The following is a 26,553-nucleotide window of genomic DNA, read 5'->3' as shown; positions in this document are numbered from 1 at the left end:
TGGTCTGTTGTGAGCAGTGGGAAGAGGGAACAGCGCCCGGTGACCGACGGGCTGATCGTGGTCGACAAGGCGGGCGGCATGACGTCGCACGACGTGGTGGCCAGGGTGCGCCGCATTGCGGGCACCCGCAAGGTCGGCCACGGCGGCACGCTGGACCCGATGGCGACCGGGGTGCTGGTGCTCGGCGTCGGCAAGGCCACCCGGCTGCTCACGTACGTGGTGGGCACGGCCAAGGTCTACCGGGGCGTCATCCGGCTGGGGCAGGACACGGTCACCGACGACGCCGAGGGCGACGTCACCACCACCACCCCCGCGGGGCACGTCACCGACGACCAGATCCGGGCCGGGCTGGCCGCGCTGACGGGCGAGGTCGACCAGGTGCCGTCGGCGGTCAGCGCGATCAAGGTGAACGGGGTGCGCTCGTACCACCGGGTGCGCCAGGGCGAGCAGGTCGAGCTGCCCGCGCGCCGGGTGACCATCTCCCGGATCGACGTGTCCGAGATCACCCGGACCGAAGACGTCGTCGACGTCGCCGTCGAGGTGGCCTGCTCGTCGGGCACCTACATCCGGGCCATCGCCCGCGACCTGGGCGCCGCGCTGGGTGTCGGTGGTCACCTCATCGCGCTGCGGCGCACGGCCGTGGGCGGGTTCACCCTCGCCGAGGCGTACACCCTGGAACAGCTCGCGGAGCTCGCCGACCCGGTGGCGCTGCCGTTGGCGCAGGCCCTGCGCCGCGCCATGCCGGTGCGCACCGTCGACGCGGACGCCGCGAAGATCGTGTCGCACGGCGGGCCGCTGCCCGCGGTCGGCCAGGCCGGGCCGTACGGTGTGGTGGGCCCGGACGGGGCCGCGCTCGCCGTCATGTCAGAGCGCGGCGGCCGGGCCAAGGCGGAGATCGTCCTGGTGGGAGGCGAGCAGTGATGCAGCGTTGGCGGGGGTATGACGCGGCGCCGGGCGGCTGGGGCCGCGCGGTCGTCACCATCGGCGTCTTCGACGGCGTGCACACCGGGCACCAGCAGACCATCGGCCACGCCGTGAAGCGGGCCCGCGAGATGGGCCTGCCCGCCGTGGTGCTGACCTTCGACCCGCACCCGTCCGAGGTGGTACGGCCCGGCTCGCACCCGGCGATGCTGACCTCCCCGCAGCGCAAGGCCGAGCTGCTGGCGGGCCTGGGCGTCGACGTGCTGTGCGTGCAGCCGTTCACGCTCGACTTCTCGAAACTCGACGCGGACCGGTTCGTGCACGACGTGCTGGTCGAGCACCTGCACGCGGCGCTGGTCGTGGTGGGGGAGAACTTCCGCTTCGGTCACAAGGCGGCCGGGGACGTGGAGCTGCTGGCCAAGCTGGGCCGCACGTTCGGCTTCGCGGTCGAGTCGGCCCCGCTGGTCACCGGCGACGGCACCGTCTACTCCTCTACGTACGTGCGGGCCTGCGTGGACGCCGGTGACGTGGAGGCGGCCGCGGCGGTGCTGGGCCGCCCGCACCGGCTGGAGGGCGTCGTGGTCCGCGGCGACCAGCGCGGGCGGGAGATCGGCTTCCCGACCGCCAACCTGATGGTCGCCAAGTACGCGGCGGTGCCCGCGGACGGCGTGTACGCGGCCTGGCTGGTGCGCGGCAACGAGCGCCTGCCCGCCGCGGTGTCGATCGGGACGAACCCCACGTTCGCGGGACAGGACCGGCGCGTCGAGGCGTACGTGCTCGACTTCTCCGGCGACCTCTACGGCGAGCGCCTGGCCCTCGACTTCGTCAGCCACCTGCGCCCGACGCTGAAGTTCGACGGCGTCGCGGCCCTGGTCGAGGCGATCGAGGACGACGTGGCCCGCACGCGAGCGGTGCTGAGCGTGCCCAAGCCGTAGGATCGGCGGCTGTGAACACCCCCTGGCGCGCCTGACACGATGGAGGCGCGGTGGCCTGAGGTCGAGGAACTGCTTGATCGGACGTTCGCGCTCGCGGTCGATCGGTTCTCGCGGCGGCTCTACTGAGGGCTGGATCGGCCACAGCTCGCCGCCGGTTCCGCGCGGTTTGCGTATCCCGGCGGGGTGGTGTCTCACCGACTGGTAGCCTGGAGGGGACACCGGGTCACCGGTGTCGGCCTGGTATGCCTGCACGACGCCGCGGGATATCGGGTGGCACAGAACCCACAGTTAGGGAGACCATGGCGCTCGACGCTGAAGTCAAGACCCAGATCATGGCGGACTACGCCACCGTCGAAGGTGACACCGGTTCGCCGGAGGTCCAGGTGGCGGTCCTCACCAAGCGGATCCAGGATCTTACGGAGCACCTCAAGCAGCACAAGCACGACCACCACAGCCGTCGTGGTCTGCTGCTGCTGGTCGGCCGCCGCAAGCGGCTGCTGGCCTACCTGCAGAAGTCGGACATCGCCCGCTACCGTGCGCTCATCGAGCGCCTCGGCCTGCGCCGATAGTTCTGACGGGGGAGCGGCGCCAGTCGCTCCCCCGACGTTTGAATACACCTGGCACGGACCCGCCGTCGGGAGGAACACCGGGCCTGGCGCAAGCAACACACCCAGGCCGGCCGGTTTGGGTCGGTCCTCGGTAGTGGTGTCCGGAGCGAGCTCCGGGCGCTTCGATCGAAGACCGACTGTCCTACCGGCAACGGGCGGCACGTGCCGCGACAGAAGGAGCACACAGCTTCATGACCGAGCACAACCTCGGCGAACAGACCAGCAAAGCAGTGATCGACAACGGGTCGTTCGGCACCCGTGAGGTCACTTTCTCGACCGGACGGCTGGCCCGACAGGCCGCCGGCTCCGTCATCGCCCAACTGGGCGACACGGTGGTCCTCTCCGCGACCACCGCCAGCAAGCAGCCCCGCGACAGCTTCGACTTCTTCCCGCTGACGGTGGACGTCGAGGAGCGGATGTACGCCGCGGGTCGCATCCCGGGCTCGTTCTTCCGCCGTGAGGGCCGTCCCAGCGAGGACGCCATCCTCACCTGCCGCCTGATCGACCGCCCGCTGCGGCCGTCGTTCGTGAAGGGCCTGCGCAACGAGGTCCAGGTCGTCGAGACGGTGCTCTCGCTCGACCCGGAGCACCCGTACGACGTGGTCGCGATCAACGCGGCCAGCATGTCCACCAAGCTGTCCGGCCTGCCGTTCAGCGGCCCGATCGGCGCCACCCGCGTGGCGCACATCGACGGCCAGTGGGTGGCCTTCCCGACCCACGCCGAGCTGGAGCGCGCCACCTTCGACATGGTGGTCGCCGGCCGTGCGCTGGAGGACGGCGACGTCGCCGTCATGATGGTCGAGGCCGAGGCGACGGAGAACACCGTCAAGCTGGTCGCCGGCGGCGCGCAGGCGCCGACCGAGGAGATCGTGGCCGGCGGCCTGGAGGCCGCCAAGATCGCCATCCGCGAGCTGTGCCGGGCGCAGAGCGAGCTGGCCGCGGTCGCCGCGAAGCCGGTGACCGAGTTCCCGGTGTTCCTGGACTACCAGGACGACGTGTACGCGGCCGTGAAGGCGGCGGCGGGCTCCGAGATCGCCGAGGCTCTGAAGATCGCCGGCAAGGCCGATCGCGAAGAGGCCCTCGACCTGGTCAAGGAGAAGGTCGTCGGCCAGGTCGCGCCGCAGTTCGAGGGGCGCGAGAAGGAGGTCTCGGCCGCGTTCCGGTCCGTGACCAAGTCCGAGGTGCGCAACCGCGTGCTGCGTGACGGCGTCCGCATGGACGGCCGTGGGCTGCGCGACATCCGCCAGCTCACCGCCGAGGTGCAGGTGCTGCCGCGGGTGCACGGCTCGGCGCTGTTCGAGCGGGGCGAGACCCAGATCCTGGGCGTCACCACGCTGAACATGCTGCGCATGGAGCAGGCGCTGGACACGCTGTCGCCGGCGAAGACCAAGCGCTACATGCACAACTACAACTTCCCGCCGTACTCGACCGGTGAGACCGGCCGGGTCGGCTCGCCGAAGCGCCGCGAGATCGGCCACGGCGCGCTGGCGGAGCGGGCCCTGATCCCGGTGCTGCCGGCGCGCGAGGAGTTCCCGTACGCCATCCGGCAGGTGTCGGAGGCGCTGGGCTCCAACGGGTCGACCTCGATGGGTTCGGTCTGCGCGTCGACGATGTCGCTGCTGAGCGCCGGTGTGCCGCTGAAGGCCCCGGTCGCCGGCATCGCCATGGGCCTCATCTCCGACGAGGTGGACGGCAAGACCCAGTACGTGACGCTGACCGACATCCTCGGTGCCGAGGACGCGTTCGGCGACATGGACTTCAAGGTCGCCGGCACGCCGGACTTCGTGACCGCCCTGCAGCTGGACACCAAGCTCGACGGCATCCCGTCGGACGTGCTGGCCGCCGCGCTGCAGCAGGCCCACGAGGCGCGCCAGACCATCCTGGGCGTGATGGCCGCGGCCATCGCCGCCCCGGGTGAGATGAGCGAGTACGCCCCGCGGGTGACCTCGGTCAAGATCCCGGTCGACAAGATCGGCATGGTGATCGGGCCCAAGGGCCAGACCATCAACGCGATCCAGGACGAGACCGGCGCCGAGATCTCCATCGAGGACGACGGCACGATCTACGTCGGCGCGACCAACGGCCCGTCGGCCCAGGCCGCCGTGGACCGGATCAACGCCATCGCGAACCCGACCCTGCCGAAGGTGGGCGACCGCTTCCTGGGCACCGTGGTCAAGACGGCGGCGTTCGGCGCCTTCGTCTCGCTGCTGCCCGGCCGCGACGGTCTGCTGCACATCTCCAAGGTGGGCGACGGCAAGCGGGTCGACCGCGTCGAGGACTTCCTCAACGTCGGCGACAAGGTCGAGGTCGTCATCGCCGACATCGACGCGCGCGGCAAGGTCTACCTGGACAAGATCGGCCCCGACGGCAACCCGATCGTCAGCGACAAGGCGCCCCGCGAGGGCGGCGAGCGCGGTGGCGACCGTGGCGGCGACCGCGGCCCGCGCCGCGAGGGTGGCGACCGCCCGTCCCGCGAGGGCGGCGAGCGCCGGCGCACCCAGCGCCGCGACTAGTCGGTGACCAGCAAGAACAGCTAGAACACAGCCCGCGGGGAAGGACTTCTTCCCCGCGGGCTGTGCCCGTTACCCGCCGTTGAGGAACTCGTGCCGCCCATGTCTTCTGCCTTCACCACCGGCGGCGAGCCCGCGCCGCAGCCCACCGGATCGGCCCCCGCCACCCGCCCCACGGGCGGCTCGCGGGCGGTGACCCGGACCGTCGACAGCGACCCGCTGGGCGGGACGGTGCGGCGTACCACGCTGCCCAACGGGATGCGCATCCTGACCGAGGCCGTGCCCGCGATGCGCAGCGTGACCTTCGGCATCTGGGTCGGGGTCGGCTCGCGCGACGAGGCCCCCCAGCTCGGCGGGGCCTCGCACTTCCTGGAGCACCTGCTGTTCAAGGGCACCCGCAAGCGGTCCGCGCTGGACATCTCCGCGCAGATCGAGGCGGTCGGCGGCGAGACCAACGCGTACACCGCCAAGGAGTACACCTGCTACTACGCGCGGGTGCTCGACGAGGACCTGCCGCTGGCCATCGACGTCATGTGCGACGCGGTCGCCGACTCGGTGCTGGCCGAGGCCGACGTCGAGACCGAGCGCGGGGTGATCCTCGAAGAGATCGCGATGCACGCCGACGAGCCCGGCGACGAGGTGCACGACCTGCACGCCGAGGTCGTGTACGGCGACCACCCGCTGGGCCGGCTGATCTCGGGCACCGTCGAGACGATCACGCCGATGACCCGCAAGCAGATCAACAGCTTCTACCGGCGGCGGTACGCCCCGCCGGTGATCGTCGTCGCGGCAGCCGGCAACCTCGACCACGCGACCGTGGTCAAGCAGGTCCGCGAGGCGTTCGCGGGCACCCCGCTCGGGGACGACGTGGCCGCCTCACCCGAGCCGACGCGTTCGTCGCACTCGCGGGTCAAGCACCGCGCCCCGGCCACCCTGGTGCGCCCCGACGACACCGAGCAGGCCCACCTGGTGCTCGGCGGCCCGGCCCTGCACCGCCACGACGAGCGCCGGTTCGCGCTCGGGGTGCTCAACAACGTGCTCGGCGGCGGCATGTCCAGCCGCCTGTTCCAGCAGGTCCGCGAGAAGCGCGGGCTGGCGTACTCGGTGTACTCCTACACCTCGCAGTACGCCGAGACCGGCACGTTCGCGGTGTACGCCGGCTGCGCCCCCGCCAAAGCCGAGGAGGTGCTCGCCCTGATCCGCCAGGAACTGTCCGACGCCGCCGCCCACGGCATCACCGCCGAGGAACTGCGCCGCGGCAAGGGCATGCTCAAGGGCTCCCTGGTCCTCGGCCTGGAGGACACCGGCTCCCGCATGAGCCGCCTCGGCAAGGGCGAACTCCTCCACGGCGACCTCATGTCCGTCGACGAACTCCTCCGCCGCATCGAGTCCGTCACCCTCGACGAGGTCAACCACATAGCCGCCAAGATCCTCAACACCCCGATGTCCCTCGCGGTAGTCGGCCCCTTCGAGGAGACCGCCTTCCAGCCCTGACCCTTCTTGCGGGTTGATCATGAACTTATGGCACGGGTCGGCGGTGTGTCGTGGGCACAAGTTCATGATCAAGTGGCGGTTGGCGGTCCCGGTTGGCAGGCATCCCAGAAAGGCGTGGTTGGCGCGGGCGAGGCGGTCTGATCCGCTAGGTTGGGGCGCGTGACTGATGACGTGGAGCTGCTGCGGGTCGGTGTGCTGGGCGCCCGGGGCCGGATGGGCATCGAGGTGTGCCGGGCCGTCGACCAGGCCGACGACCTCGACCTCGTGGCGATGATCGACCAGGGCGACTGGCTGTTCAACGCCTCGGACGCCGGCGCGCAGGTCGTGGTGGACTTCACCGCACCCGACGTGGTGATGGACAACCTGCACTGGTGCATCGACCAGGGCATCAACGTGGTGGTCGGCACCAGTGGCTTCACCGACGAGCGCCTGGCGCAGGTCAAGGGCTGGCTCGACCAGAAGCCCGGGGTCGGCGTGGTGATCGCGCCCAACTTCGGCATCGGCGCGGTGCTGATGATGGAGTTCGCCGAGCGCGCCGCCCGCTACTTCGACTCGGTGGAGATCATCGAGCAGCACCACCCGAAGAAGGTCGACGCCCCCAGCGGCACCGCGCTGCACACCGCCCGCCTCATCGAGCAGGCACGCAAGGCGGCGGGCAAGGCGGCGATGCCCGACGCCACCACCGACGAGATGGCCGGCGCGCGCGGGGCCGAGGTCGGGGGCGTACGCATCCACAGCGTGCGCGCCGCAGGCCTGGTCGCCCACCAGGAGGTCCTCTTCGGTGCCACCGGCGAGACCCTGACGATCCGCCACGACTCCTTCGACCGCGTCTCCTTCATGCCCGGCGTCCTTCTCGCCATCCGCGAGGTCGTCAACCGCCCCGGCCTCACCCTGGGCCTCAACCACCTCCTCTGACCCGACCGCTCCCGGCCCCTGCCTGCCCGCAGACATCTCGCGCAAGATCGTCGCGATCATGACGGGCCTGCGGGGGCGGGGGTGCTCGGGCGAGGTTGGGTGATCATGAAGTTGTGGACATGACGCGCCGTCGAGCCGTGCCATAAGTTCATGATCAACGGGGCACGGCACGGCACCCCCACGGCACGGCGGACCGGGGCGGGCGGCCGTGGTGGTGCGGGGTGGGTCAGAGGGTGGTGTGGAGGCGGAGCTGGGGGACGAGGAGGTCGTCGACGTCGAGGGCGCGGGTCGCGCCGTCGGGGGCCCAGCCGGCTGAGGTGAGGAACTTGCGGGTCGCGGCATCGGCGTCGAAGGCCCAGCAGACGGCGCTGTCGAACTTGTCGCCGCGCCACAGGTCGACGCTGGCGGCCAGCAGCCGGCTCCCGTGGCCGCGGCGGCCCCAGCGGGGCTCGACGAGCATGTCCGTGATCGCCGCCACATTCTCGCGGTCGGGCGTGTGATCCTCGTCCGCGGCCAGCGCACCGTCGTCGAAGGGACCGGAGGCGGCGAATCCCACCACGTATTCTTGGACGGCCTGCTCGACCGCGTTCTGCTCCACGGCGACGAGGACCCGGTGGCGGGCGCTGGGGGGCGTGGTCACCGCGTCGAGCCAGCGCTGCGCCAGGAACGCCTCGTCGATCTCGTCGAGGACGTGTTTGGGCAGCACCCGGCGATAGGCGACCCGCCAGGTCGCCAACTGGATACGTGCGATCTCGCCGGCGTCGTCAGGACGCGCCGGTCGGACGAACCCGACTGCCACGCCCGAAAGCGTACCGAGCCCATCCGGGCACTGATCAGGAGGTCTGAGCTTGAGCCGCGGACGGCAGATCGCGACCGTGTCGGCACTGGCCGTCGCGTCGCTGGTGTTCGTCGCGCTCTTCGCGCAGCGGCACGGCTTCTTCGACCTGAACGTCTACTACGGCGCCGTCCGGTTCTGGACCAGTGGCGGCGAGATCTACGACTTCGTCCGGCCCTACAGCACGTACGGCTTCACGTACCCCCCGTTCGCGGCGCTGGCCATGCTGCCGATGGCACTGCTGTCCTGGCCCGCCGCGATCGTGGTGAGCTCGGTGGCGACGGCGCTGGTGACCTGGTGGCTGCTGCGGCTGCTGCTGGGCCCGGTCATCGCCGCACAGCGCTGGACGCCGTGGTTCGTGGTGGCGGTCGCGCTGTGCCTGGTCACCGTGTACGAGCCGATGCGTGAGACGTTTCTGTTCGGCCAGGTCAACATGTTGCTGCTGGGGCTGGTCGCGGCGGACCTGCTGCTGTTCACGCGTAAGGGCAGCAAATGGGGCGGCGTGGGCATCGGCCTGGCCACGGCGATCAAGCTGACCCCGGGCATCTTCATCGTGTACCTGCTGATCACGAAGCGCTGGCGGGCGGCGGCGGTGGCCAGCGGCACGGCCGCGGCGGCCACGCTGGGCGCGGCGGCGGTCGCGCCGGACGCCTCGCGCGAGTTCTGGACCAGCGCGCTGTGGGACACCGACCGGGTCGGCGTGCTGTCGTTCATCTCGAACCAGTCGCTGCAGGGCGTGGTGGCCCGGCTGACCGCGGGTCACCCGAGCAAGGCGCTGTGGGCGGTGCTGGTGCTGGCCGTGCTGGCGGTGTGGTTCGTCCGTTCCCGGGCGGCGGTGGCGCGGGGTGACGAGGTCGCCGGGCTCGCCTTCACCGGCATCATCGGTGTGCTGATCAGCCCGGTCACCTGGGTGCACCACCTGGTCTGGCTGATCCCGGCGCTCGTGCTGCTGGTCGAGCGCGGCTTCGCCGCCGAGCCGGGCAGCAGGCGGCGGTGGTGGCTGCTGGGGCTGGCCGCGGTGTCGTACGTGATCCTGTCCAGCCGGGTGGTCTGGCTGTGGGAGGGCGAGGTCGGCGGGGTCGGCACGCTGCTCGGGTCGAACCTGTACGTCTGGGTGTGCCTGGCGCTGCTGTGCTGCACGCCGCTGGCAGCCCGGTCCGGCGGGTCAGCCGCGCCGGAGGGTGCAGCGCAGCTCGGGGATGTCGACGTCGCTGCCGGTGGGCCGGTACGTCGCCCGAAGGCCGTCCGGGTGTAGCCCGTGCCGGGCGTAGAAACGCAGCGCCCGGTGGTTGTCGGCGAGCGCCCACAGCCGCACCTCGGGTTGCGGCAGCGCGTCCAGCGCGGCCAGCAGCAGGGCGTCGCCCGCGCCGGTGCCCCAGTGGTCGGGGTGCACGTAGATGGCGAGGATCTCGCCGTACTCCGGCTGCAGCGGGCTGCCGTCCAGCTCCTGGGCGCGGTAGGGGCCGTGGCAGACGAAGCCGGCGACCGTGTCGTCGTCGAGCCCGACGAGGTTGCGGAAGGGGCTGTCCGGGTCGGCGAGCCGTTCGAGCCGCCAGGCGGTGCGGGCGGACACGTCGAGGGCTCCGAGCACGTGGTCGGGCACGATTCCGGCGTACGCCACCTGCCAGGCGCGTACGTGCAGCGCCGCGACGGCCGCACAGTCGGTCGGCGTCTCGGGACGGACGGTGATCCCCATGGCCGCTGAGCCTAGGAAAGCCTGCTCACCCGGTGCAAACCGTTAAGAAGGTGCCCTTCCTCTACGTATGGCGATGGCAAGGTGCCCTTCCTTCGCGGAAGTCGTCGGGGGAGCGGGGTAGCGTCGGGCGGCGTGGAGACGGTGACGGTGGCGCAGGCGCGGCGGATGGCGCTGGCGGCGCAGGGGTTCGCGGACCGGGGGCCGAAAGGGCCGGTGGGGGCGCGGCAGCTGCGCAAGGTCGTGGGGCGCACGGGGCTGCTGCAGATCGACTCGGTGAACGTGTTGCAGCGGGCGCACTACCTGCCCGCGTACAGCCGGATCGGGGCGTACGACCCGGCGGTGCTGGACGGGGCGAGCGCGCGCCGGCCGCGCTGGCTGTTCGAGTACTGGGGACACGAGGCGTCGCTGCTGCCGGTAGAGCTGCAGCCGCTGATGCGGTGGCGCATGGCGACCGCGCAGGGCGTGTGGGGCGGGCCGCGCAACATCGCCGCGCAGCGGCCGGACCTGGTGCGGTGGGTGCTGCAGGAGGTGCGCGACCGGGGCCCGGTGACCGCCGCCGTGATCGAGCAGGACGTGCCCAAGCCCAAGGACAACTGGGGCTGGAACTGGTCGGACGTGAAGAAGGCGCTGGAGTGGCTGTTCTACTCCGGCGAGATCACCTCGGCGGGCCGGACCAGCCAGTTCGCCCGGCTGTACGACCTCACCGAGCGGGTGCTGCCCGCCGCGGTGATGAACACCCCGACACCGGAGCCGGCGGCGGCGTACCGGGCGCTCGTCGAGATCGCGGCGCGCGGCCTGGGCGTGGCCGCGGAACCGGAGCTGCGCGACTACTTCCGGCTGCCGCTGGCCGGGGCCCGCACCGCGATCGCCGAGCTGACCGAGGCCGGGGTGCTCATCCCCACCCAGGTCCAGGGCTGGAAGCACCGGGCCTGGCGGCACCGCGACGCCGCCCTGCCCCGCAAGGTCGCGGTGTCCACGCTGGTCAGCCCGTTCGATCCGCTGATCTGGGAACGGTCGCGCACCGAGCGGCTGTTCGACCTGCGCTACCGCATCGAGATCTACGTGCCCCAGGAGCAGCGCGTGCACGGCTACTACGTGCTGCCGTTCCTGCACGGGGACCGGTTCGCGGCCCGGGTGGACCTGAAGGCCGACCGGCGGGCCGGGGTGCTGCGGGTGCCCGCCGCATGGGCCGAGCCCGGGGTCGACGAGCACGCCACGGCCGAGGCCCTCGCGGTCGAGTTGCGCAGGCTGGCGGCCTGGCTCGGACTGGGCGAGGTGGCCGCGCCCGAGCGCGGCGATCTGGCTGACGCGCTCGCCGACGCGGGTATGCGGGGCAGTGTAAGTTCGGTGTTGTGACCGAGGCCTCCGCCGCTGTGAACCCGCACGGCCCGCAGTTCGCGGGCGACCCCTTCACGCCTCCGCCGGCCGACCGGATCACCCGGTTCACCGACTGGCTGCGCGCCCATACGCCGGTCTGGGCGGGCCCGCTGGCGGCGCTGGCCTGCATCGGCGGCGCGCTGACCTACACCCAGCTGGCCGACCCGGCCAACGTCGGCGCGAACGCGACGCCGACCTGCCTGGTCAAGATGCTGACCGGCTTCGACTGCCCGGGCTGCGGCGGCACCCGCGCCGCCTGGTATCTGATGCAAGGCGACCTGCCCGCGGCGGCCCGCCACCACATCATGTTCGTCTTCGCCGTGCCGTTCCTGATCTACATGTACGTGGCCTGGGCGGGCAACACCACCTTCAAGTGGAAGCTGCCCCAGCTCAAGATCACTCCCAAGCACCTCGCCTGGTTCCTGGGCGCGTGGGCGGTCTTCATGGTGCTGCGCAACCTGCCCTGGGCCCCGTTCACGTACTTCTTCGTCTGACCGAGCGCGCCCGCCGCTCTCGGGCGCGGCCTGCCGGACCACGTCCGGGCTGGTTCGTGGCCGGCGGCCGCAGTTGACATCGACATTGGCCTATCCCGTCGACTTTCCGTGCCTCGGAGTCGATGTGATAGGCCAGCGTCTATGGCGACCGGCGACCGGCGAGCGGCGACCGGCGAGCGGCGAGCGGCGAGCGGTCGACGGTGCGCGGTGGTTGGTGAACGCGCAGGTCGACGGGGACGCGCGGATCGTCGTGCGGGGTCAGGCGGGGACGACGCGGCGGAGGGTGATGTCGCCGGAGGCGGTGCGCACCTTGAGGCTGAGGGTGCCGCCGGTGGTCTCTGCGGGTGGTGCGGTCGAAGACATGTTCAGATCGCTGCGGGTGCGCCCCGCGGCGGTGCTCAGGTCGAGCCAGACGGCCGTCCCGGCGGCGACGCCGACGGTGATGTCGCCGCTGGCCGAGTTCAGTCTGGCCTCGCCGCCGCGGGCGACCCCGACGACGATGTCCCCGGACGCGGTGGTGGCCCGCGCGTCACCGACCACGCCGGCGAGCTCGATGTCGCCGCTGGCGGTGTTGACGGTGGCGGAGCGGCCGATCTGCCCGGTGCGCACATCGCCGGAGGCGCTGCTGGCGTGCAGGTTTCCGCCGACCGTGCTCAGGCGTATGTCGCCGCTGGAGCTCTTGACGGTGACGTCTCCGGTCACCGGTCCCAGGGTGATCTCGCCGCTGGCGGTGCTCACCACCGCGTCGTGGTAGGTGCCCTCGCACACCGCGTCGGCGGAGGCGATCTTCACGTTCAGCGCGCTGCCGGTGGGTAGCTCGACGCGGACGAGGATGCGGGCCCGGCGGAACAGCCGCCAGCCGCCGTGCTCAGGCGCCTGGACCAGCAGGTGCCGGCCCTCCACAAAACTGATCTTGGTTTCGCGTACCGCCTCGGCGCTGGACTCGCTGTTATCCATCGCCGTGACGCTGACGGTGGCGGTGTCGCGGTCGGAGGCGACGACCTCCAGGCGGCCGGCGGCGACGCGCAGGTCGGCCCGGATGGTGCCGGTGCAGGGGAAGGTCTGGTTCATGGTCGGCTCCTTGGGGTCAGGCCTGGGCCCAGCCGGTGACCCGGCGGCCGAGGTGGGAGGTGGGTGGCGGGGCGACCGGGCGCAGCGCGTTCGCGGTGGCGCGTACCAGCCAGGAATTGACCGAGATGCCCTCGGCCGCGGCGGCCCGCTCGGCCGCCTCCTTGAGCTGCTCGGGCAGGCGCAGGGTGAGTCGGGCCTGGTCGCCGCCCTCGGTGAGCAGCGGGTCGGGCGCGGCGGGGGGCGCCTCGTGTGCCGGGGCGGCGAGCGTGGTGACGACCAGGTCGGCCTCCCGCCCCCGGATGCGCACCTCGACGGTCGGGCCGTCGAGCTTGGTGGTGATCTCGGCGCTCGCGTCGGCCAGCACCTCGATGAGGCAGAGCCGGGCCGACGCGTCGAGGGCGAGGGTCAGCAGTTCGGCGGTGCGGGCGACGTCGTCGCCGGCGGGTGCGGCCGCGGCGGCGAGATCCCGCCGGAGCGACTCGAGGTACGGGGACAGGTCCATGACATCACTATGACGTCAAAGATGACGTCATGCAAGTGTCAACCTGGTGTCAGCACGACGCCGTCCTGACGTCGCACCAGAGAGGCGGCTGGCGGCTATCGCCTTACGGACAATGGCGGCTATATCCCGCCAGCGGGTCGGCGGCCGCGAAAGGCTAAGCTGGCGCGTGTGACTGAGATGGTGAAGCCCTCCGTGCAGCTGATCGCCTGGACGAACTTCCAGGCGCCGGCCGACGTGCCGTGGGACACCGATGCCGAGGGCGGCCAGGCGCTGGCGGAGTTCGCCGGCCGGGCCTGCTACCAGTCCTGGTCCAAGCCGAACCCGGCGACCGCGACCAACGAGGGCTACCTGCGCCACATCCTCGAGGTGGGCCACCTGTCGGTGCTGGAGCACGGCACCGCGACGTTCTACTTCACGGGCGTCTCACGTTCTTTCACGCACGAACTGATCCGGCACCGGCACTTCTCGTACTCCCAGCTGTCCCAGCGCTACGTCCCGGAGCGCGACGCGGCCATGGTCGAGCCCGAGGTGATCGCGGCCAACCCGGAGCTGCACAAGAAGTTCGTCGAGGCCAGTGAGGCCGCGGTGCGGGCGTACAACGAGCTCCTGGAGGGTCTGGAGGCCACCTTCGCGGACGTGCCGAACGCCACTCTGCGGCGCAAGCAGGTCCGTCAGGCGGCCCGCGCCGTGCTTCCGAACGCCACCGAGACCCGGATCGTGGTCACCGGCAACTATCGCGCGTGGCGGCACTTCATCGCCATGCGGGCGACCGAGCACGCCGACGTGGAGATCCGCGAGCTGGCCATCGCCACCCTTCGTGAACTGCAGAAACTCGCACCGAGCGTGTTCGGTGACTTCTCGATCAGCGCCCTTCCGGACGGCTCGGAGATCGCCTCCAGCGTCTACACCTGGGAGTCCTGAGGGCCACGATGGCGCCCGTCGTATTCCGCTAGGTTGTGTGCATGACGAACAACGCTCAACGGCCGTTCGGCCGCCTGCTCACCGCGATGGTGACGCCCTTCGCAGCCGACGGGTCCGTCGACCTCGACGGTGCCGCGCGGCTCGCGGCGTACCTCGTCGACGAGCAGCGCAACGACGCGTTGGTCGTCAACGGCACCACCGGTGAGTCGCCGACCACGACCGACGCTGAGAAGGACGCTGTGATCCGGGCCGTCGTCGAGGCCGTCGGCGACCGGGCCCAGGTGGTGGCCGGGGTCGGCACCTTCAGCACGCACCACACCGTCGAGCTGGCCCGCTCGGCCGAGAAGGCGGGCGCGCACGGCCTGCTCGTCGTCTCGCCGTACTACAACAAGCCGCCGCAGGCGGGCCTGGTCAAGCACTTCACCACCGTTGCCGACGCGGTCGACGTGCCGGTCCTGCTGTACGACATCCCGCACCGCACCGGCGTCGCGATCTCCACCGACACCATGGTCACCCTGGCCGGGCACCCGCGCATCGTGGGCGTCAAGGACGCCAAGGGCGACCTCGCCGCCGCGTCCTGGGTCATGCACCGCGCCGAGTTCGCCTACTACAGCGGCGACGACGCGGCCACCCTCCCGCTGCTGTCGATCGGCGGCGTCGGCGTGGTCGGCACCTCGACCCACTTCACCGGGGTCGGCACGAAAGACCTGATCGAGGCGTACGAGCGCGGAGACGTCACGCAGGCGCGTCGCCTGCACCAGGCGCTGCTCCCGCTGTACACCGGAATCTTCCGCACCCAGGGCACCATCCTGGTCAAGGCGGGCCTGAACGCCCGCGGCCTGCCCGCCGGGCCGGTCCGCCCGCCACTGGTCGACGCGACCGAGGCCGAGCTGGCGCAGCTGCGCATCGACTGCGCGGACGCCGGCCTGCCGCTCTAGACGCCACCGGGGCGCGAAGCCCCAGCACGAACGGCGCGCCGCGTGCCGCAGCCCTGAAACGGCGGCACCCGCGCCGGAGAACATAAGGAGTGATGTTCATTGACCTCGCCGCAACTGGAGACCGGGCGTAGCGCCAATCTGGGTGCGCCGCCACCGCTGCCCGAGGGCGGCCTGCGGATCATCCCGCTGGGCGGGCTGGGGGCCATCGGCCGCAACATGACCGTGTTCGAGTTCGGCGGCAAGCTGCTGATCGTCGACTGCGGCGTGCTGTTCCCGGACACCGCCGACCAGCCCGGCGTGGACCTGATCCTGCCGGACTTCGCGCCGATCCTGGACCGCCTCGGCGACGTCCAGGCCATCGTGCTGACGCACGGCCACGAGGACCACATCGGCGCCGTGCCGTACCTGCTCGCCCACAAGAACGACATCCCGCTGGTCGGCTCGCAGTTCACGCTGGCGCTGATCGAGGCGAAGCTCGCCGAGCGGCGCATCACGCCGTACACGCTGACCGTCGCCGAGGGCCAGCGCGAGCGCCTCGGGCCGTTCGAGCTGGAGTTCTTCGCGGTCAACCACTCGATCCCGGACGCGCTGGCGGTGGCCATCCGCACCGAGGCCGGCCTGGTGCTGCACACCGGCGACTTCAAGATGGACCAGCTGCCGCTGGACGGGCGCATCACCGACCTGGCCGGCTTCGCCCGGCTCGGTGCGGAGGGCGTCGACCTGCTGCTGTCGGACTCCACCAACGCCGAGATCCCCGGCTTCGTCTCGCCGGAGAAGCAGATCGGCCCCGTGCTCGGCTCGATATTCGGCAAGGCGACCGGCCGCATCATCGTGGCCTCGTTCGCCTCGCACGTGCACCGCGTGCAGCAGGTGTTCGACGCCGCCGAGGAGCACGGCCGCAAGGTCGCCCTGATCGGCCGGTCCATGGTCCGCAACATGGGCATCGCTCGCGACCTTGGCCTGCTGAAGGTCAAGGCCGGCCTGGTGGTGAACATGGAGGAGGCGGCGAGCCTGCCGCCGAACGAGATCGTGCTGATGTCGACCGGTTCGCAGGGCGAGCCGATGAGCGCGCTGGGCCGGATGGCCACCGGCGACCACCGCCACATCACGGTCGGCCCCAACGACACCGTGGTGCTGGCCAGCTCGCTGGTCCCCGGCAACGAGACCAGCGTGTACCGGGTGATCAACCAGCTGGCCCGGCTCGGCGCGAACGTCATCCACAAGGACGTGGCCAAGGTCCACGTCAGCGGCCACGCCCCCGCGGGCGAGCTGCTCTACCTGCTCAACGTCGTGAAGCCGAGCAACCTGATGCCGGTGCACGGCGAGTGGCGGCACCTGCGGGCGCACGCGCAGCTCGGCGTCGACTCCGGGGTGGACCCCTCGCGGGTGGTGCTGTGCGAGGACGGCGACGTCGTCGACCTCGTCGAGGGCCACGCCAAGCTGGTGGGCCACGTCAAGAGCCGGTACGTCTATGTGGACGGTCTGGCCATCGGCGACGTCGGCGAGAGCCTGCTGACCGAGCGCCGGGTCCTGGGCGACGGCGGCTTCATCGCCGTCACCGTGGTCGTCGACTCGGTCACCGGCAAGGTCGTCGGCGGCCCGCTGCTGTCGGCGAAGGGCTTCTCCGAGGATCCGACCGCGTTCGACCCGGCGCTGCCGCTGGTCACCGAGGCCCTCGACCGCGCGGCGCTGGACGGCGTGACCGACGCCCACCAGCTCCAGCAGATCGTGCGCCGCGTCGTCGGCCGCTGGGTCAACGAGGCCTACCGCCGCCGTCCGATGATCGTCCCCTCCGTCCTGGAGGTCTGATCCCCACTGTCCGCCGTGGACCCCCTCCACGTTGATCATGAACTTAGGGTAGCGACACGCCGTCGAACCGTTCCATAAGTTCATGATCAACGTGGAGGGGTTACGGTGTGGGACATGGCGGGCGGTACTTCCTCATCGAGCCGTCGTCGAGCTGCCACGCCGACGAAGGCCGCGTCCGCGCGTACCCGACAGACGGGACGGACGCCCGCCCGGCGTGCGCCGGCGCGGCGGCCCGCGGTGCGCCGCCGGACCCGCGCCACGATCAACCCGGCCGCGCTGTTCGGACGGCTGGCCGGCGGCATCTGGATGGCGATCGCGCACGGTCTCGGCTGGATGGTGCGTGCCGTCGGCTCGCAGGCGGCCAAGGCCCGCGACCTCGACCCCGAGCACCGGCGCGACGGGCTCGGCCTGCTGCTGATCGCCCTGTCCATCCTGTTCGGCGTCGCCGTCTGGGGCTCGGCCCAGGGCAGTGGCGGCACGTTCGGCGCCTGGCTGGCCGACACCACCCGCTTCTTCATCGGCGCCACCGCCGCCGCGCTGCCCCTGCTGCTGTTCGTGTGCGGCGTACGGGTGATGCGCTCCGATCCCGACCCCGCCCAGCGCGGCCGGGGCATCGTCGGCTGGACGGCGCTCACTCTCGCCTCGACCGCACTGCTGCACATCGCGTTCGCCCCGGTCGAGGTCCAGCAGATGGAGCAGAGCGGCGGGCTGCTCGGCAAGCTGGTCGGCGGCGGGCTCGCCGGTGTGCTGTCGAGCTTCGTCGCGGTCCTGCTCTTCATCCTGCTGCTGACCTTCGGCGTACTGGTGATCACGGCGACGCCGGTCAACAAGATCCCGGAACGGCTGGCGAACCTGCGCGACAGCCTGCTCGGCGTGGCCACCCCCGAGCGCTCCGACGAAGACGTCGACGAGGAGCAGGAGGTGCCCGCGCCGCGGCGGCGCAAGCGGCTCACCCCGCCCGCGGCGTTCCAGCCACCGGACCCCGACGACGACTTCGACAACGCGGCGTACGAGCGGCACCTCGCCGAGCAGGAGACCGTCGCCATCGAGCGGCCGGCCAAGCGGCGCAAGCCCGACCCGCCCCAGCACACGCCGCCGCCCACCAAGACCGAGCAGATGATGCTGCCCAGCCTGGGCGGCGACTACACCCTCCCGCCCGCCGGCCTGCTCAAGCCCGGCGAGGCCGCCAAGACCCGGTCCAAGGCCAACGACGAGGTCATCGCCGCGCTCGCGCACGTGTTCGACCAGTTCGACGTGGATGCCGCGGTCACCGGATTCACCCGCGGGCCGACGGTCACCCGCTACGAGGTCGAGCTGGGGCTCGGCGTGAAGGTGGAGCGCATCACCGCGCTGTCGCGCAACATCGCGTACGCGGTGAAGAGCCCCGACGTGCGCATCCTCAGCCCGATCCCGGGCAAGAGCGCGGTCGGCGTGGAGATCCCCAACACCGACCGGGAGGACGTGGCGCTCGGCGACGTGCTGCGCTCCCGGGTGGCCGCAGCCGAGACGCACCCGATGGTGGTCGCGCTCGGCAAGGACATCGAGGGCGGCTACGTGGTGGCCAATCTCGCCAAGATGCCGCACATCCTCATCGCCGGCGCGACCGGCGCGGGCAAGTCGTCCTGCCTCAACTCGCTGCTGGTGTCGATCCTGGTGCGGGCCACGCCGGACCAGGTGCGGCTGCTGCTGATCGACCCCAAGCGCGTCGAGATGACCAACTACGAGGGCATCCCGCACCTGGTGACCCCGATCGTGACGAACCCGAAGAAGGCCGCCGACGCCCTCGAATGGGTCGTCCGCGAGATGGACATGCGCTACGACGACCTGGCGGCCGCAGGGGTGCGCCACATCGACGACTACAACCGCAAGCTCCGGGCGGGGCAGATCAAGCCGCCGCCGGGCTCCGAGCGGGTGCTCAAGCCGTACCCGTACCTGCTGGTGGTCGTCGACGAGCTGGCCGACCTGATGATGGTCGCGCCGCGCGACGTCGAGGACTCGATCGTGCGCATCACCCAGCTGGCCCGCGCCGCCGGCATCCACCTGGTGCTGGCCACCCAGCGCCCGTCGGTGGACGTGGTGACCGGCCTGATCAAGGCGAACGTGCCGTCCCGGCTCGCGTTCGCGACGAGCTCGCTGGCCGATTCCCGGGTCATCCTCGACCAGCCCGGCGCGGAGAAGCTGATCGGCCGCGGCGACGCGCTGTTCCTGCCGATGGGCGCGAGCAAGCCGCAGCGTATCCAGGGTTCCTGGGTCAGCGAGAACGAGATGAACGACATCGTCGCGTTCTGCAAGCGTCAGCGCGAGCCGGAGTTCCGCCCCGAGGTGCTCGCCCCGGTGCAGGACGCCAAGAAGAAGATCGACGAGGAGATCGGCGACGACCTGACGCTGCTCGTCCAGGCGATCGAATTGGTCGTGGTGTCCCAGCTCGGCTCGACCAGCATGCTGCAGCGCAAGCTGCGCGTCGGCTTCGCCAAGGCGGGCCGCCTGATGGACCTGATGGAGACCCGCGGCATCGTCGGCCCGTCGGAGGGCTCCAAGGCCCGCGAAGTGCTGATCAAGCCGGACGAGCTGGCCGAGGTCCTCGCAGCCCTCGGCGTCGACGACGACTGATCCCCACCCCTTTCTGCGTGATCATGAACTTATGGCACGGCTCAGCGGCGTGTCCATGCCACAACTTCATGATCATCGCTTCGGGGGCGGGGCAGCCCTGATCTTCAGGACGGGGTGGGGTCCGGGGTGCGGCGGGCGCGGAGGATCGAGATCAGGGCGAACGCGCTGACCGCGGACCAGACGCCTTCCAGGAGGAGGAAACCCCAGTCCCGGCTGGTCCAGGCGAGCCAGGCGAGCGCGCCGGCGCCGAGGGTGTTGGCGGTCAGGTAGCCGATCGAGCGGGGCGTGGTCCAGCCGAGCTGCGCGGCCACGTATCCCGCCAGCACGGTCAGCGCGCCCAGGATCTGCAGGACGTCATGATTCATGATCGTGTCTTCTGCGCGCCGTCTTGTCGTTCCGGGTACGGCAGGCACTCGTCCGGGGCGGGCGCCGGAAGGCGCTGCCGCGGCCAAGGGTAGCTCCAACGAGTTAAGAAGGGCGCCTTTTATCACCGATAGCGGGGAGAAGGTGCCCTTCCTTACATGGAAGGCGGTAGGCGGTTTGTCGCGGGGGGCCGGTAGCCTGGTCGGGTGCCAGTCAACTCTTCCCATGATCTTTCCGTGCCCGAGAACGGGCGGCGGGTCGCGCTGCTGACCCTGGGCTGCGCCCGCAACGAGGTCGACTCCGAAGAGCTGGCCGCCCGCCTGGCGGCCGACGGCTGGCAGGTCAGCACCGACGGCGAGGGCGCGGACGTGGTCCTCGTCAACACCTGCGGCTTCGTCGAGAAGGCCAAGCAGGACTCGATCGACACGCTGCTCGCCGCCGCCGACACCGGTGCGAAGGTCGTCGCCGCGGGCTGCATGGCCGAGCGGTACGGCAACGAGCTGGCCAAGAGCCTGCCCGAGGCCGATGCGGTGCTCGGCTTCGACGACTACCCGTCGATCTCCGCAGCTCTCGGCTCGGTGCTGCGCGGGGAGCACCACGACGCGCACACCCCGCGCGACCGCCGCGAGCTGCTGCCGATCGCCCCGGCCAAGCGCCGCGAGACCGGCGTGATCGTGCCCGGCCACGCCGCGTTCACCAACGACGAGCACACCCCGGCACACCTGCGGCCCGTGTTGCGGCACCGGCTCGACAGCAGCCCGGTCGCCTCGCTGAAGCTGGCCAGCGGCTGCGACCGCCGCTGCTCGTTCTGCGCCATCCCGGCGTTCCGCGGCTCGTTCGTCAGCCGCACCCCCGACGAGCTGCTCGCCGAGGCCGAGTGGCTGGCCGGCACGGGCGTGCGTGAGCTGGTGCTGGTCAGCGAGAACTCGACGTCGTACGGCAAGGACCTGGGCGACCCGCGGGCGCTGGAGAAGCTGCTGCCGCAGCTCGCCGCGATCAAGGGACTGGTCCGGGTGCGGGTGAGCTACCTGCAGCCCGCCGAGACCCGGCCGGGCCTGGTCGAGGCGATCGCCACCACGCCGGGCGTCGCGCCCTACTTCGATCTGTCGTTCCAGCACTCGTCCGAGCCGGTGCTGCGCCGGATGCGCCGTTTCGGCTCCACCGAGCGTTTCCTGGAGCTGCTGGACAGCGCCCGCAAGCTCGCCCCGGAGGCGGGCGCGCGCAGCAACTTCATCGTCGGCTTCCCGGGCGAGACCCGCGCCGACTACGAGGAGCTGGTGCGCTTCGTCAGCGAGGCGCGCCTCGACGCGATCGGCGTGTTCGACTACAGCGACGAGGACGGCACCGAGGCCGCGACGATGGACGGCAAGGTCGGCGCGAAGACGATCCGCGGCCGGTACGACCGGATGCTGAGCCTGGTCGAGGAGCTGTGCGGGCAGCGGGCCGAGGAGCGGCTGGGCACCCTGGTGGACGTGCTCGTGGACACCACCGACGGGAAGACCGTCGAGGGCCGCGCCGCGCACCAGGCGCCCGAGGTCGACGGCTCGACCACGCTGGTCGCGGGGAAGGGCGGCGTCGACCTCGGCGCGCTGCACCCCGGTGACCTGGTGCGGGCACGGGTGACCGGGACCGAGGGCGTGGACCTGGTGGCCGTACCCGTGGAAATGATCGACGCGGCTCCCGCCGGTCGGCCTGCGCTGGCCGTGGTGGCTGGTTAGCGTGTCTGCCGTGCAGGAACGTTCACGCCGGGTGCCACCGCTGCTCAACGCCGCCAACGTCCTCACGGTCGTGCGCATCGTGCTGGTGCCGGTCTTCGTGGCGCTGGTGATCGTTTCTGGGATGACCGACAACCGCTGGCGGATCGCGGCCGCGATCACGTTCGGCGTCGCGTCGTTCACCGACTACGTCGACGGCTGGATCGCCCGGCGCTTCGAGCTGGTCACCTCGTTCGGCAAGGTCGCCGACCCGATCGCGGACAAGGCCCTGACCGGCTCCGCGCTGGTCCTGCTGAGCTGGTACGACCTGCTCCCGTGGTGGGTCACCCTGGTGATCCTGGTCCGGGAGTGGGGCATCACGCTGCTGCGCTTCTGGGTCATCCGGTACGGCGTGATCGCGGCCAGCCGCGGCGGCAAGCTCAAGACCGTGCTGCAGATCGCGGCGATCGCCTGGTACCTGTGGCCGTTCCCGGCCCCGTGGTCGGCGGTCGGCCCGTGGCTGATGGGCGCGGCGCTGCTGGTGACCGTGGTCACGGGCATCGACTACGTGGTGGCGGCGATCCGCCTGCGGCGCGGCGCGCTCCGCCCGGCCCCGTGATCGAGGCCTACCTGAGCCTGCTCGGGGTGCCACGCCGGGCGCCCTCGGCGGCGTACCTGCGGGAGCTGCACCAGGCCCAGGTGACCCGGGTGCCGTACACCAACCTGGAGATCATGCTGGGCCGGCCCGGCACGGTCACCGCCGACGAGGCGCTGCGCCGGGTCACGGGCGGCGTCGGCGGTTACTGCTTCCACCTGAACACGGCGTTCAGCGAGCTGCTGCGCGCGCTGGGCTTCACGGTCACCCTGCACCGCGCGTACGTGGTGGCCGCGCTCGACGAGGTGGACCCCGCGCTGAACCACCTCGCCCTGCTGGTGCACGACCTGCCGGACGCGGCGAACCCGGGCGGGCGGTGGCTGGCCGACGCGGGGCTCGGGGACGCCCTGCACGACCCGCTGCCGCTGGTCGACGGGGAGCACGTGCAGGGCCCCTTCGCGTACGCCCTGACGGCCTCGCCACGGCCGGAGGCCGGCTGGCGGCTGGTCCACGACCCGGCCGGCTCCTTCGCGGCCTGCGACATCTCCGCCGCCCCGGCTGCGCTCGGGGACTTCGCCGCCGCGCACGACTACCTGTCGACCTCGACAGAGTCGCCGTTCACCCGGCTCCTCACCGCCCAGCGCCGGACCGCCGCAGGAGTCGACATCCTGCGTGGCTGCCTGCTGCTCACCATCGACGCGGCCGGGCGGCGAGAGGAGCACCTGTCGACGCGGGAGCGCTGGCGGGAGGCGCTCGCCGGGATCTTCGGCCTGACCGGTGCGGACCTCGACGAACTGTGGCCCGGCGCGGTGGCCGCGCACGAGGAGTGGGCCGCCCGGCGGCGCGCCGCCCAGGAAGCCGACACGTCGGCGCTGCCGGGATCCGCCGGTCATGTGCCCGTGGCGCGAGCGGCGGCGCACCTGGCACCGGAACCAGCTTCATGATCGACGTTCCTGGACTGGTCGGCGTGCTCGCCGCGCGGCGGCAGACCGTCGCGGCGGCGGAGTCGCTGACCGGCGGCCTGCTCACCGCGACCCTGGTCACCGTGCCCGGGGTGAGCAAGGTGCTGCGCGGCGGCCTGGTGGTGTACGCCACCGACCTCAAGCACAGCCTGGCCGGGGTGGACGCGGCGCTGTTGGCGCAGCGGGGGCCGGTGGACCCGGACGTGGCGCTGGCGCTGGCCCGGGGAGCCCGCGAGCGCTGCGAGGCGGACTGGGGCCTGGCCACCACCGGGGTCGCCGGACCGGGCCCGCAGGACGGGGTGCCCGCCGGGACGGTGTACGTCGCGCTGGCTGGTCCGGACGGTCAGGCCCAGGTCAGCGAGCTGCACGTGGAGGGTGAGCGGCAGCACGTCCGGGACACCGCGGTGGCGGCGGCGCTGGGCCTGCTCCGTGCGGCCGTCATCGATCCGTAAGGCGTGATCTCTTCGTGACCTGAGCGGGGTTTGGCCGGACTGTCGTAGTGTGTATGAAAGTGGCGTCGGCCGCCGATAGTCAACCTGCCCCGGCGGGGCGGGGTGTCGAACTGGCATGAAGAGAGTACGGTTCTTCTCAGCCGTCGGTGACAACCGGCGGCTGAGCGCATATCAGCCGAGCGTCGTGACGGGGAACAGTACAGGGGGTGCGAACATGGTGCTTCTGCGTCGAGTGATCGGTGATGCCCTCCGTGCCCGCCGGCAGGGGCAGCACCGCACCCTGCGTGAGGTATCCACCGCTGCCAACGTGAGTCTCGGATACCTGTCCGAGATCGAGCGGGGGCAGAAGGAGGCGTCCAGCGAGCTGCTGACCTCGATCTGCGACGCGCTGGGTGCGCGGCTGTCCGAGGTCCTTCGCGAGGTCAGCGACACCATGGCCGTCGCCGAGCAGGTCGAGGGCGTGCTCACGCCGCTGCCGCGCGGTGACCAGCCGGTGCCCGAGCTGGCCCACCGGCCGCGTACCGAGGTGGCCACCGACGGCCAGGTCTCGGTCACGGTCCGGCGGGACAATCCGCTGCGGACCACGCTGCGGACGTCCCGCAACATGCGGCCGGGCAACACCGGCAACGCGCGCGGCCGCGAGGTCGTCGGCGTCTGACGCGGACCCCCGGCTCGGCTCGCCGCCGGCCGGGTCAGCCGGTTCAGCTTGCCGTCGCCGTGTGCCGAGGACCGGCATGCTCGGCGGCTGCCGGATGCTCGTGCCGAGATGTCGGCCCATGCCGCTTCAGTGTGTTCAGCGCCGTGCGCCGAGGCCGAGCGTGCTCTGTCGGGGGAAGATTCCCGAGCGAGCCAGCGCGACCGCTGACGGCCCGACCAGCTGGGCAAGTCTGCCCGCGCCCGCCGTGCCGAGGGCCCGCCACGGGCCGGCGGCGAGTTCGTCGGTGAGCCGCTCGATCTCGGCGCGACCGGCCGCGCCCACCTCGGTGGCCTGCCCGTCCGTGTCGATCCAGCCCCGGGCGGCCAGGCGGGCCTGGGCGGCCTGCCACTCCTGTAGGGTCCAGCCGCGGCCGGCGAAGACCTCGGCGGGTGCCGCGCCGATCGCCGCGAACGAGACCAGGGCCTCGCACGGGTCCAGCCCGGCGGCGAGCAGCGCCGCGAGGTGACCGTCGCCGCGATGCTCGCGCAGCACCGTGGCGGCCTGCCACAGCACCAGATGCGGCTCGTCGGGCCAGGCCAGGTCGGCGTTCGCGGCGGCCAGTGGGCGTCCCGCGGTGACGGCGGCCTCGGCGGCGCGGCGGGCCAGCGCGGCGGCTTCGGCCAGTTCCGGCGTGCCGATGACCTCGGGCAGCAGCCCGCGCAGCGTACGGTCCACCGCCCTCAGTCGTGAGGCCAGCACGGTTTCCGGGGTAGCGGTGTCCCAGATCGCCGGGACGTGGTCGCGGATCATGGCTGGGCTGAAGCTGTAGTAGGTCGCGGCCACCAACTCGGGTCCGGCCGCGCCGAGCGGTGCCGAGCGCCATGCGAAGTAGCTCGGCCAGCGGGTGCCGGTGTCGTAGCCCAGCGCCGCGGCCTCCTCGTTCGCTTGGGGCGAGTAGTAGATCGCCGCGTGCACCGGCTCCAGCACCTGCCACATCTGGCGCACCAACCCCAGTCCGACGGTCTCCGACATCGCCCATACCTCCGCATCTAGTGGCACTCATCATGCATCTTGACGTCGCCAAGATTGCCACGCACGCGAGAACTTGTCAATGACAAGATTTCGCACGCCGGGGCTCGTCGCTGAGGGCAGCGTGCCGAGTGGTGCCTGGCGGCTTGTAGGCCCGTGTCGGGCGCTGCCCTGGGCGGCAAGTGCGCCGGTCCGCGCTTGCGGTGCGGTCGACTGCCGTGCGCGGGCATGTCGTTGCGGGCCGCTACATCTTTTTTGATGTGGCCACATCAAAAAAGATGTAGCCCGTCGACGCGACATGTGGTCTGGCCGCTGCGGTCGATCATGAAGTTATGGCAGGGACACGCCGTCGAGCCGTGCCATAAGTTCATGATCGACGCAAGGAGCGGTCAGGAGATGCGGAGGAGGTCGCCGGGGGTAACGGCGAGCATGACCACGGCGCGGCCGCCGTTGACGGCGATGGCGACGCGGTCGGCGGAGTCGGCGAAGACGACCAGGCCGCCGGACGGGGCGTCGGCGAACGTGGTGCCGCGAATCGCTCGGCAGCCGCCGACGGTGAGCCGGTCGGGGAGCTGATCCAGGGCCGAACCGGGGGCGGCGAGCTGCACGTTGCCGAAGCGGTCCACGGTCAGGACCTCGGCTTCCAGCCAGCCGTCGCCCCAGGCCACCACCGGCTCGGGCAGCACGACCAGGTCGTCCGGCGCGACCGGCGGGCCGGCGTCGGCGGGGTCCGCGCCGCGCGCCAGCCGGGCCGCCACCGGGGAGAACACGTCGCGGCCGTGGAAGGTCCGCGACACGTTGGGGGCGAACCAGTCCTCGCTGGCGAGCTCGTACGCCGCGGACGGGCCACCGAGCGCCTGGGCGGCCCAGATCAGCAGCCCGTTGTCGGGTCCCACGAGCAGGCCGCGGGGAGTCTGCACGACCACCGCGCGGCGCGGGGTGCCGACACCGGGGTCGACGACCGCGAGGTGCACGGCGTCGGGCAGGTACGGCACGGTCTGGGCCAGCACCGCCGCGCCGCGGGTCACGTCGCCGGGCGCGATCAGGTGCGTCACGTCGATGACGCGGGCGGCCGGGGCGGTGCGCGCGATCGTGCCATGGCAGGCCGCGACGAAACCGTCCGACAGACCGTAGTCGGTCGTGAACGAGATGTAGTCGAATCCGGGCATGCCTAAGAAGGTAGAC

At 71.6% G+C, this 26,553-nt stretch carries 25 protein-coding genes and 1 riboswitch; of the genes, 18 read left to right on the top strand and 7 right to left on the bottom strand.

Annotated features, from left to right (window positions below; genetic code table 11):
• The first annotated feature begins 9 nt into the window (after positions 1-9).
• The 6 genes from truB (at position 10) to dapB (ending at position 7,383) form a co-directional block, all read left to right on the top strand.
• Entirely contained in the window at positions 10-921 is a 912-nt protein-coding gene (truB, locus tag AB0B35_RS14080; protein WP_361044850.1) for a tRNA pseudouridine(55) synthase TruB, read from the top strand.
• The gene (locus AB0B35_RS14075; protein WP_361044847.1) at positions 921-1,856 is read left to right on the top strand and encodes a bifunctional riboflavin kinase/FAD synthetase; all 936 of its coding nucleotides are present in this window, start codon (positions 921-923) and stop codon (positions 1,854-1,856) included. Before truB ends, AB0B35_RS14075 begins: the two co-directional genes overlap by 1 nt.
• A gap of 299 nt (positions 1,857-2,155) precedes the next feature.
• Positions 2,156-2,425, top strand: a complete 270-nt coding sequence (gene rpsO / locus AB0B35_RS14070; RefSeq protein ID WP_203693934.1) for a 30S ribosomal protein S15 — start codon at positions 2,156-2,158, stop codon at positions 2,423-2,425.
• 230 nt (positions 2,426-2,655) lie between these two features.
• On the top strand, positions 2,656-4,977 hold the full coding sequence (locus tag AB0B35_RS14065) for a polyribonucleotide nucleotidyltransferase (RefSeq protein WP_361044844.1): 2,322 nt from the start codon (positions 2,656-2,658) through the stop codon (positions 4,975-4,977).
• Positions 4,978-5,076: 99 nt separating this feature from the next.
• Complete coding sequence (locus tag AB0B35_RS14060) at positions 5,077-6,468, top strand: pitrilysin family protein (RefSeq protein WP_361044841.1); 1,392 nt, start codon at positions 5,077-5,079, stop codon at positions 6,466-6,468.
• A 159-nt stretch (positions 6,469-6,627) separates the two neighbouring features.
• Positions 6,628-7,383 carry a 4-hydroxy-tetrahydrodipicolinate reductase gene (gene dapB / locus AB0B35_RS14055; RefSeq protein WP_361044838.1) on the top strand — a complete coding sequence of 252 codons (756 nt, stop codon included), beginning with the start codon at positions 6,628-6,630 and terminating at the stop codon, positions 7,381-7,383.
• Between the two features lie 226 nt (positions 7,384-7,609).
• Here the strand turns inward: dapB and AB0B35_RS14050 are convergent, their stop codons facing one another.
• Positions 7,610-8,182 (bottom strand): GNAT family N-acetyltransferase, encoded by a 573-nt coding sequence (locus AB0B35_RS14050; protein ID WP_203693930.1) that lies wholly within the window; start codon positions 8,180-8,182, stop codon positions 7,610-7,612.
• Between the two features lie 49 nt (positions 8,183-8,231).
• Between AB0B35_RS14050 and AB0B35_RS14045 the strand changes: the two genes are divergently transcribed.
• Positions 8,232-9,473, top strand: coding sequence for a glycosyltransferase 87 family protein (locus tag AB0B35_RS14045; protein ID WP_361044835.1), 1,242 nt, complete (start codon positions 8,232-8,234; stop codon positions 9,471-9,473).
• Here the strand turns inward: AB0B35_RS14045 and AB0B35_RS14040 are convergent.
• On the bottom strand, positions 9,384-9,914 hold the full coding sequence (locus tag AB0B35_RS14040; RefSeq protein ID WP_361044832.1) for a GNAT family N-acetyltransferase: 531 nt from the start codon (positions 9,912-9,914) through the stop codon (positions 9,384-9,386). The genes AB0B35_RS14045 and AB0B35_RS14040 overlap by 90 nt on opposite strands.
• A 165-nt stretch (positions 9,915-10,079) precedes the next feature.
• Between AB0B35_RS14040 and AB0B35_RS14035 the strand changes: the two genes are divergently transcribed.
• Together AB0B35_RS14035 and AB0B35_RS14030 are read left to right on the top strand one after the other, a co-directional pair.
• A complete protein-coding gene (locus AB0B35_RS14035; protein WP_361044964.1) occupies positions 10,080-11,270 on the top strand; it encodes a crosslink repair DNA glycosylase YcaQ family protein in 1,191 nt (396 codons plus the stop codon).
• Positions 11,267-11,785, top strand: a complete 519-nt coding sequence (locus AB0B35_RS14030) for a DUF2752 domain-containing protein (RefSeq protein WP_203693928.1) — start codon at positions 11,267-11,269, stop codon at positions 11,783-11,785. Before AB0B35_RS14035 ends, AB0B35_RS14030 begins: the two co-directional genes overlap by 4 nt.
• A 258-nt stretch (positions 11,786-12,043) precedes the next feature.
• Here the strand turns inward: AB0B35_RS14030 and AB0B35_RS14025 are convergent, their stop codons facing one another.
• A complete protein-coding gene (locus AB0B35_RS14025; RefSeq protein WP_360530140.1) occupies positions 12,044-12,856 on the bottom strand; it encodes a DUF4097 family beta strand repeat-containing protein in 813 nt (270 codons plus the stop codon).
• Between the two features lie 16 nt (positions 12,857-12,872).
• Positions 12,873-13,358: a toxin-antitoxin system HicB family antitoxin gene (locus tag AB0B35_RS14020; RefSeq protein WP_361044829.1), complete on the bottom strand. Its 486-nt coding sequence runs from the start codon at positions 13,356-13,358 to the stop codon at positions 12,873-12,875.
• A 177-nt stretch (positions 13,359-13,535) separates the two neighbouring features.
• On the opposite strand from AB0B35_RS14020, the gene thyX reads away from it, so the two are divergent.
• The 4 genes from thyX (at position 13,536) to AB0B35_RS14000 (ending at position 19,636) form a co-directional block, all read left to right on the top strand.
• A complete protein-coding gene (gene thyX, locus AB0B35_RS14015; RefSeq protein WP_361044961.1) occupies positions 13,536-14,279 on the top strand; it encodes an FAD-dependent thymidylate synthase in 744 nt (247 codons plus the stop codon).
• 41 nt (positions 14,280-14,320) lie between these two features.
• Positions 14,321-15,217 (top strand): 4-hydroxy-tetrahydrodipicolinate synthase, encoded by an 897-nt coding sequence (gene dapA / locus AB0B35_RS14010; protein WP_361044826.1) that lies wholly within the window; start codon positions 14,321-14,323, stop codon positions 15,215-15,217.
• Positions 15,218-15,355: 138 nt separating this feature from the next.
• Positions 15,356-17,026 carry a ribonuclease J gene (locus tag AB0B35_RS14005; protein ID WP_275412067.1) on the top strand — a complete coding sequence of 557 codons (1,671 nt, stop codon included), beginning with the start codon at positions 15,356-15,358 and terminating at the stop codon, positions 17,024-17,026.
• Positions 17,027-17,140: 114 nt separating this feature from the next.
• Positions 17,141-19,636, top strand: coding sequence for a DNA translocase FtsK (locus AB0B35_RS14000; RefSeq protein ID WP_361044824.1), 2,496 nt, complete (start codon positions 17,141-17,143; stop codon positions 19,634-19,636).
• Between the two features lie 104 nt (positions 19,637-19,740).
• On the opposite strand, the gene AB0B35_RS13995 is transcribed toward AB0B35_RS14000, so the two are convergent.
• On the bottom strand, positions 19,741-20,001 hold the full coding sequence (locus tag AB0B35_RS13995; RefSeq protein WP_361044822.1) for a hypothetical protein: 261 nt from the start codon (positions 19,999-20,001) through the stop codon (positions 19,741-19,743).
• 12 nt (positions 20,002-20,013) lie between these two features.
• Positions 20,014-20,081: riboswitch (guanidine-III (ykkC-III) riboswitch) on the bottom strand.
• Between the two features lie 154 nt (positions 20,082-20,235).
• Between AB0B35_RS13995 and rimO the strand changes: the two genes are divergently transcribed.
• The 5 genes from rimO (at position 20,236) to AB0B35_RS13970 (ending at position 24,360) form a co-directional block, all read left to right on the top strand.
• Complete coding sequence (gene rimO / locus AB0B35_RS13990) at positions 20,236-21,717, top strand: 30S ribosomal protein S12 methylthiotransferase RimO (protein WP_361044819.1); 1,482 nt, start codon at positions 20,236-20,238, stop codon at positions 21,715-21,717.
• A 10-nt stretch (positions 21,718-21,727) separates the two neighbouring features.
• The gene (gene pgsA, locus AB0B35_RS13985) at positions 21,728-22,312 is read left to right on the top strand and encodes a CDP-diacylglycerol--glycerol-3-phosphate 3-phosphatidyltransferase (protein WP_360530122.1); all 585 of its coding nucleotides are present in this window, start codon (positions 21,728-21,730) and stop codon (positions 22,310-22,312) included.
• Entirely contained in the window at positions 22,309-23,232 is a 924-nt protein-coding gene (locus tag AB0B35_RS13980; protein ID WP_361044816.1) for an arylamine N-acetyltransferase, read from the top strand. Before pgsA ends, AB0B35_RS13980 begins: the two co-directional genes overlap by 4 nt.
• Positions 23,229-23,702 (top strand): CinA family protein, encoded by a 474-nt coding sequence (locus tag AB0B35_RS13975; RefSeq protein ID WP_361044813.1) that lies wholly within the window; start codon positions 23,229-23,231, stop codon positions 23,700-23,702. Before AB0B35_RS13980 ends, AB0B35_RS13975 begins: the two co-directional genes overlap by 4 nt.
• A 214-nt stretch (positions 23,703-23,916) precedes the next feature.
• Complete coding sequence (locus AB0B35_RS13970) at positions 23,917-24,360, top strand: helix-turn-helix transcriptional regulator (RefSeq protein ID WP_360530113.1); 444 nt, start codon at positions 23,917-23,919, stop codon at positions 24,358-24,360.
• A 135-nt stretch (positions 24,361-24,495) separates the two neighbouring features.
• Here the strand turns inward: AB0B35_RS13970 and AB0B35_RS13965 are convergent, their stop codons facing one another.
• Entirely contained in the window at positions 24,496-25,371 is an 876-nt protein-coding gene (locus AB0B35_RS13965) for a hypothetical protein (protein ID WP_360530110.1), read from the bottom strand.
• 386 nt (positions 25,372-25,757) lie between these two features.
• Positions 25,758-26,537, bottom strand: a complete 780-nt coding sequence (locus AB0B35_RS13960; RefSeq protein ID WP_361044810.1) for an SAM-dependent chlorinase/fluorinase — start codon at positions 26,535-26,537, stop codon at positions 25,758-25,760.
• Positions 26,538-26,553: the final 16 nt, after the last annotated feature.

It is taken from the genome of Catellatospora sp. NPDC049133 (assembly GCF_040648455.1).
GTDB lineage: Bacteria > Actinomycetota > Actinomycetes > Mycobacteriales > Micromonosporaceae > Catellatospora > Catellatospora aurea.
This window is presented reverse-complemented; position numbering and strand designations above follow the sequence as displayed.

What these genes read in the sequence shown, in the direction of transcription:
- AB0B35_RS14075 (WP_361044847.1), top strand. Translation starts at nt 921, where the DNA reads ATGCAGCGTTGGCGGGGGTATGACGCGGCGCCGGGCGGCTGGGGCCGC.
- rpsO (WP_203693934.1), top strand. Translation starts at nt 2,156, where the DNA reads ATGGCGCTCGACGCTGAAGTCAAGACCCAGATCATGGCGGACTACGCC.
- AB0B35_RS14065 (WP_361044844.1), top strand. Translation starts at nt 2,656, where the DNA reads ATGACCGAGCACAACCTCGGCGAACAGACCAGCAAAGCAGTGATCGAC.
- AB0B35_RS14060 (WP_361044841.1), top strand. Translation starts at nt 5,077, where the DNA reads ATGTCTTCTGCCTTCACCACCGGCGGCGAGCCCGCGCCGCAGCCCACC.
- AB0B35_RS14040 (WP_361044832.1), bottom strand. Translation starts at nt 9,914, where the DNA reads ATGGGGATCACCGTCCGTCCCGAGACGCCGACCGACTGTGCGGCCGTC.
- AB0B35_RS14035 (WP_361044964.1), top strand. Translation starts at nt 10,080, where the DNA reads ATGGCGCTGGCGGCGCAGGGGTTCGCGGACCGGGGGCCGAAAGGGCCG.
- AB0B35_RS14025 (WP_360530140.1), bottom strand. Translation starts at nt 12,856, where the DNA reads ATGAACCAGACCTTCCCCTGCACCGGCACCATCCGGGCCGACCTGCGC.
- AB0B35_RS14020 (WP_361044829.1), bottom strand. Translation starts at nt 13,358, where the DNA reads ATGGACCTGTCCCCGTACCTCGAGTCGCTCCGGCGGGATCTCGCCGCC.
- thyX (WP_361044961.1), top strand. Translation starts at nt 13,536, where the DNA reads ATGGTGAAGCCCTCCGTGCAGCTGATCGCCTGGACGAACTTCCAGGCG.
- dapA (WP_361044826.1), top strand. Translation starts at nt 14,321, where the DNA reads ATGACGAACAACGCTCAACGGCCGTTCGGCCGCCTGCTCACCGCGATG.
- AB0B35_RS14000 (WP_361044824.1), top strand. Translation starts at nt 17,141, where the DNA reads ATGGCGGGCGGTACTTCCTCATCGAGCCGTCGTCGAGCTGCCACGCCG.
- AB0B35_RS13995 (WP_361044822.1), bottom strand. Translation starts at nt 20,001, where the DNA reads ATGAATCATGACGTCCTGCAGATCCTGGGCGCGCTGACCGTGCTGGCG.
- AB0B35_RS13975 (WP_361044813.1), top strand. Translation starts at nt 23,229, where the DNA reads ATGATCGACGTTCCTGGACTGGTCGGCGTGCTCGCCGCGCGGCGGCAG.
- AB0B35_RS13970 (WP_360530113.1), top strand. Translation starts at nt 23,917, where the DNA reads ATGGTGCTTCTGCGTCGAGTGATCGGTGATGCCCTCCGTGCCCGCCGG.
- AB0B35_RS13965 (WP_360530110.1), bottom strand. Translation starts at nt 25,371, where the DNA reads ATGTCGGAGACCGTCGGACTGGGGTTGGTGCGCCAGATGTGGCAGGTG.
- AB0B35_RS13960 (WP_361044810.1), bottom strand. Translation starts at nt 26,537, where the DNA reads ATGCCCGGATTCGACTACATCTCGTTCACGACCGACTACGGTCTGTCG.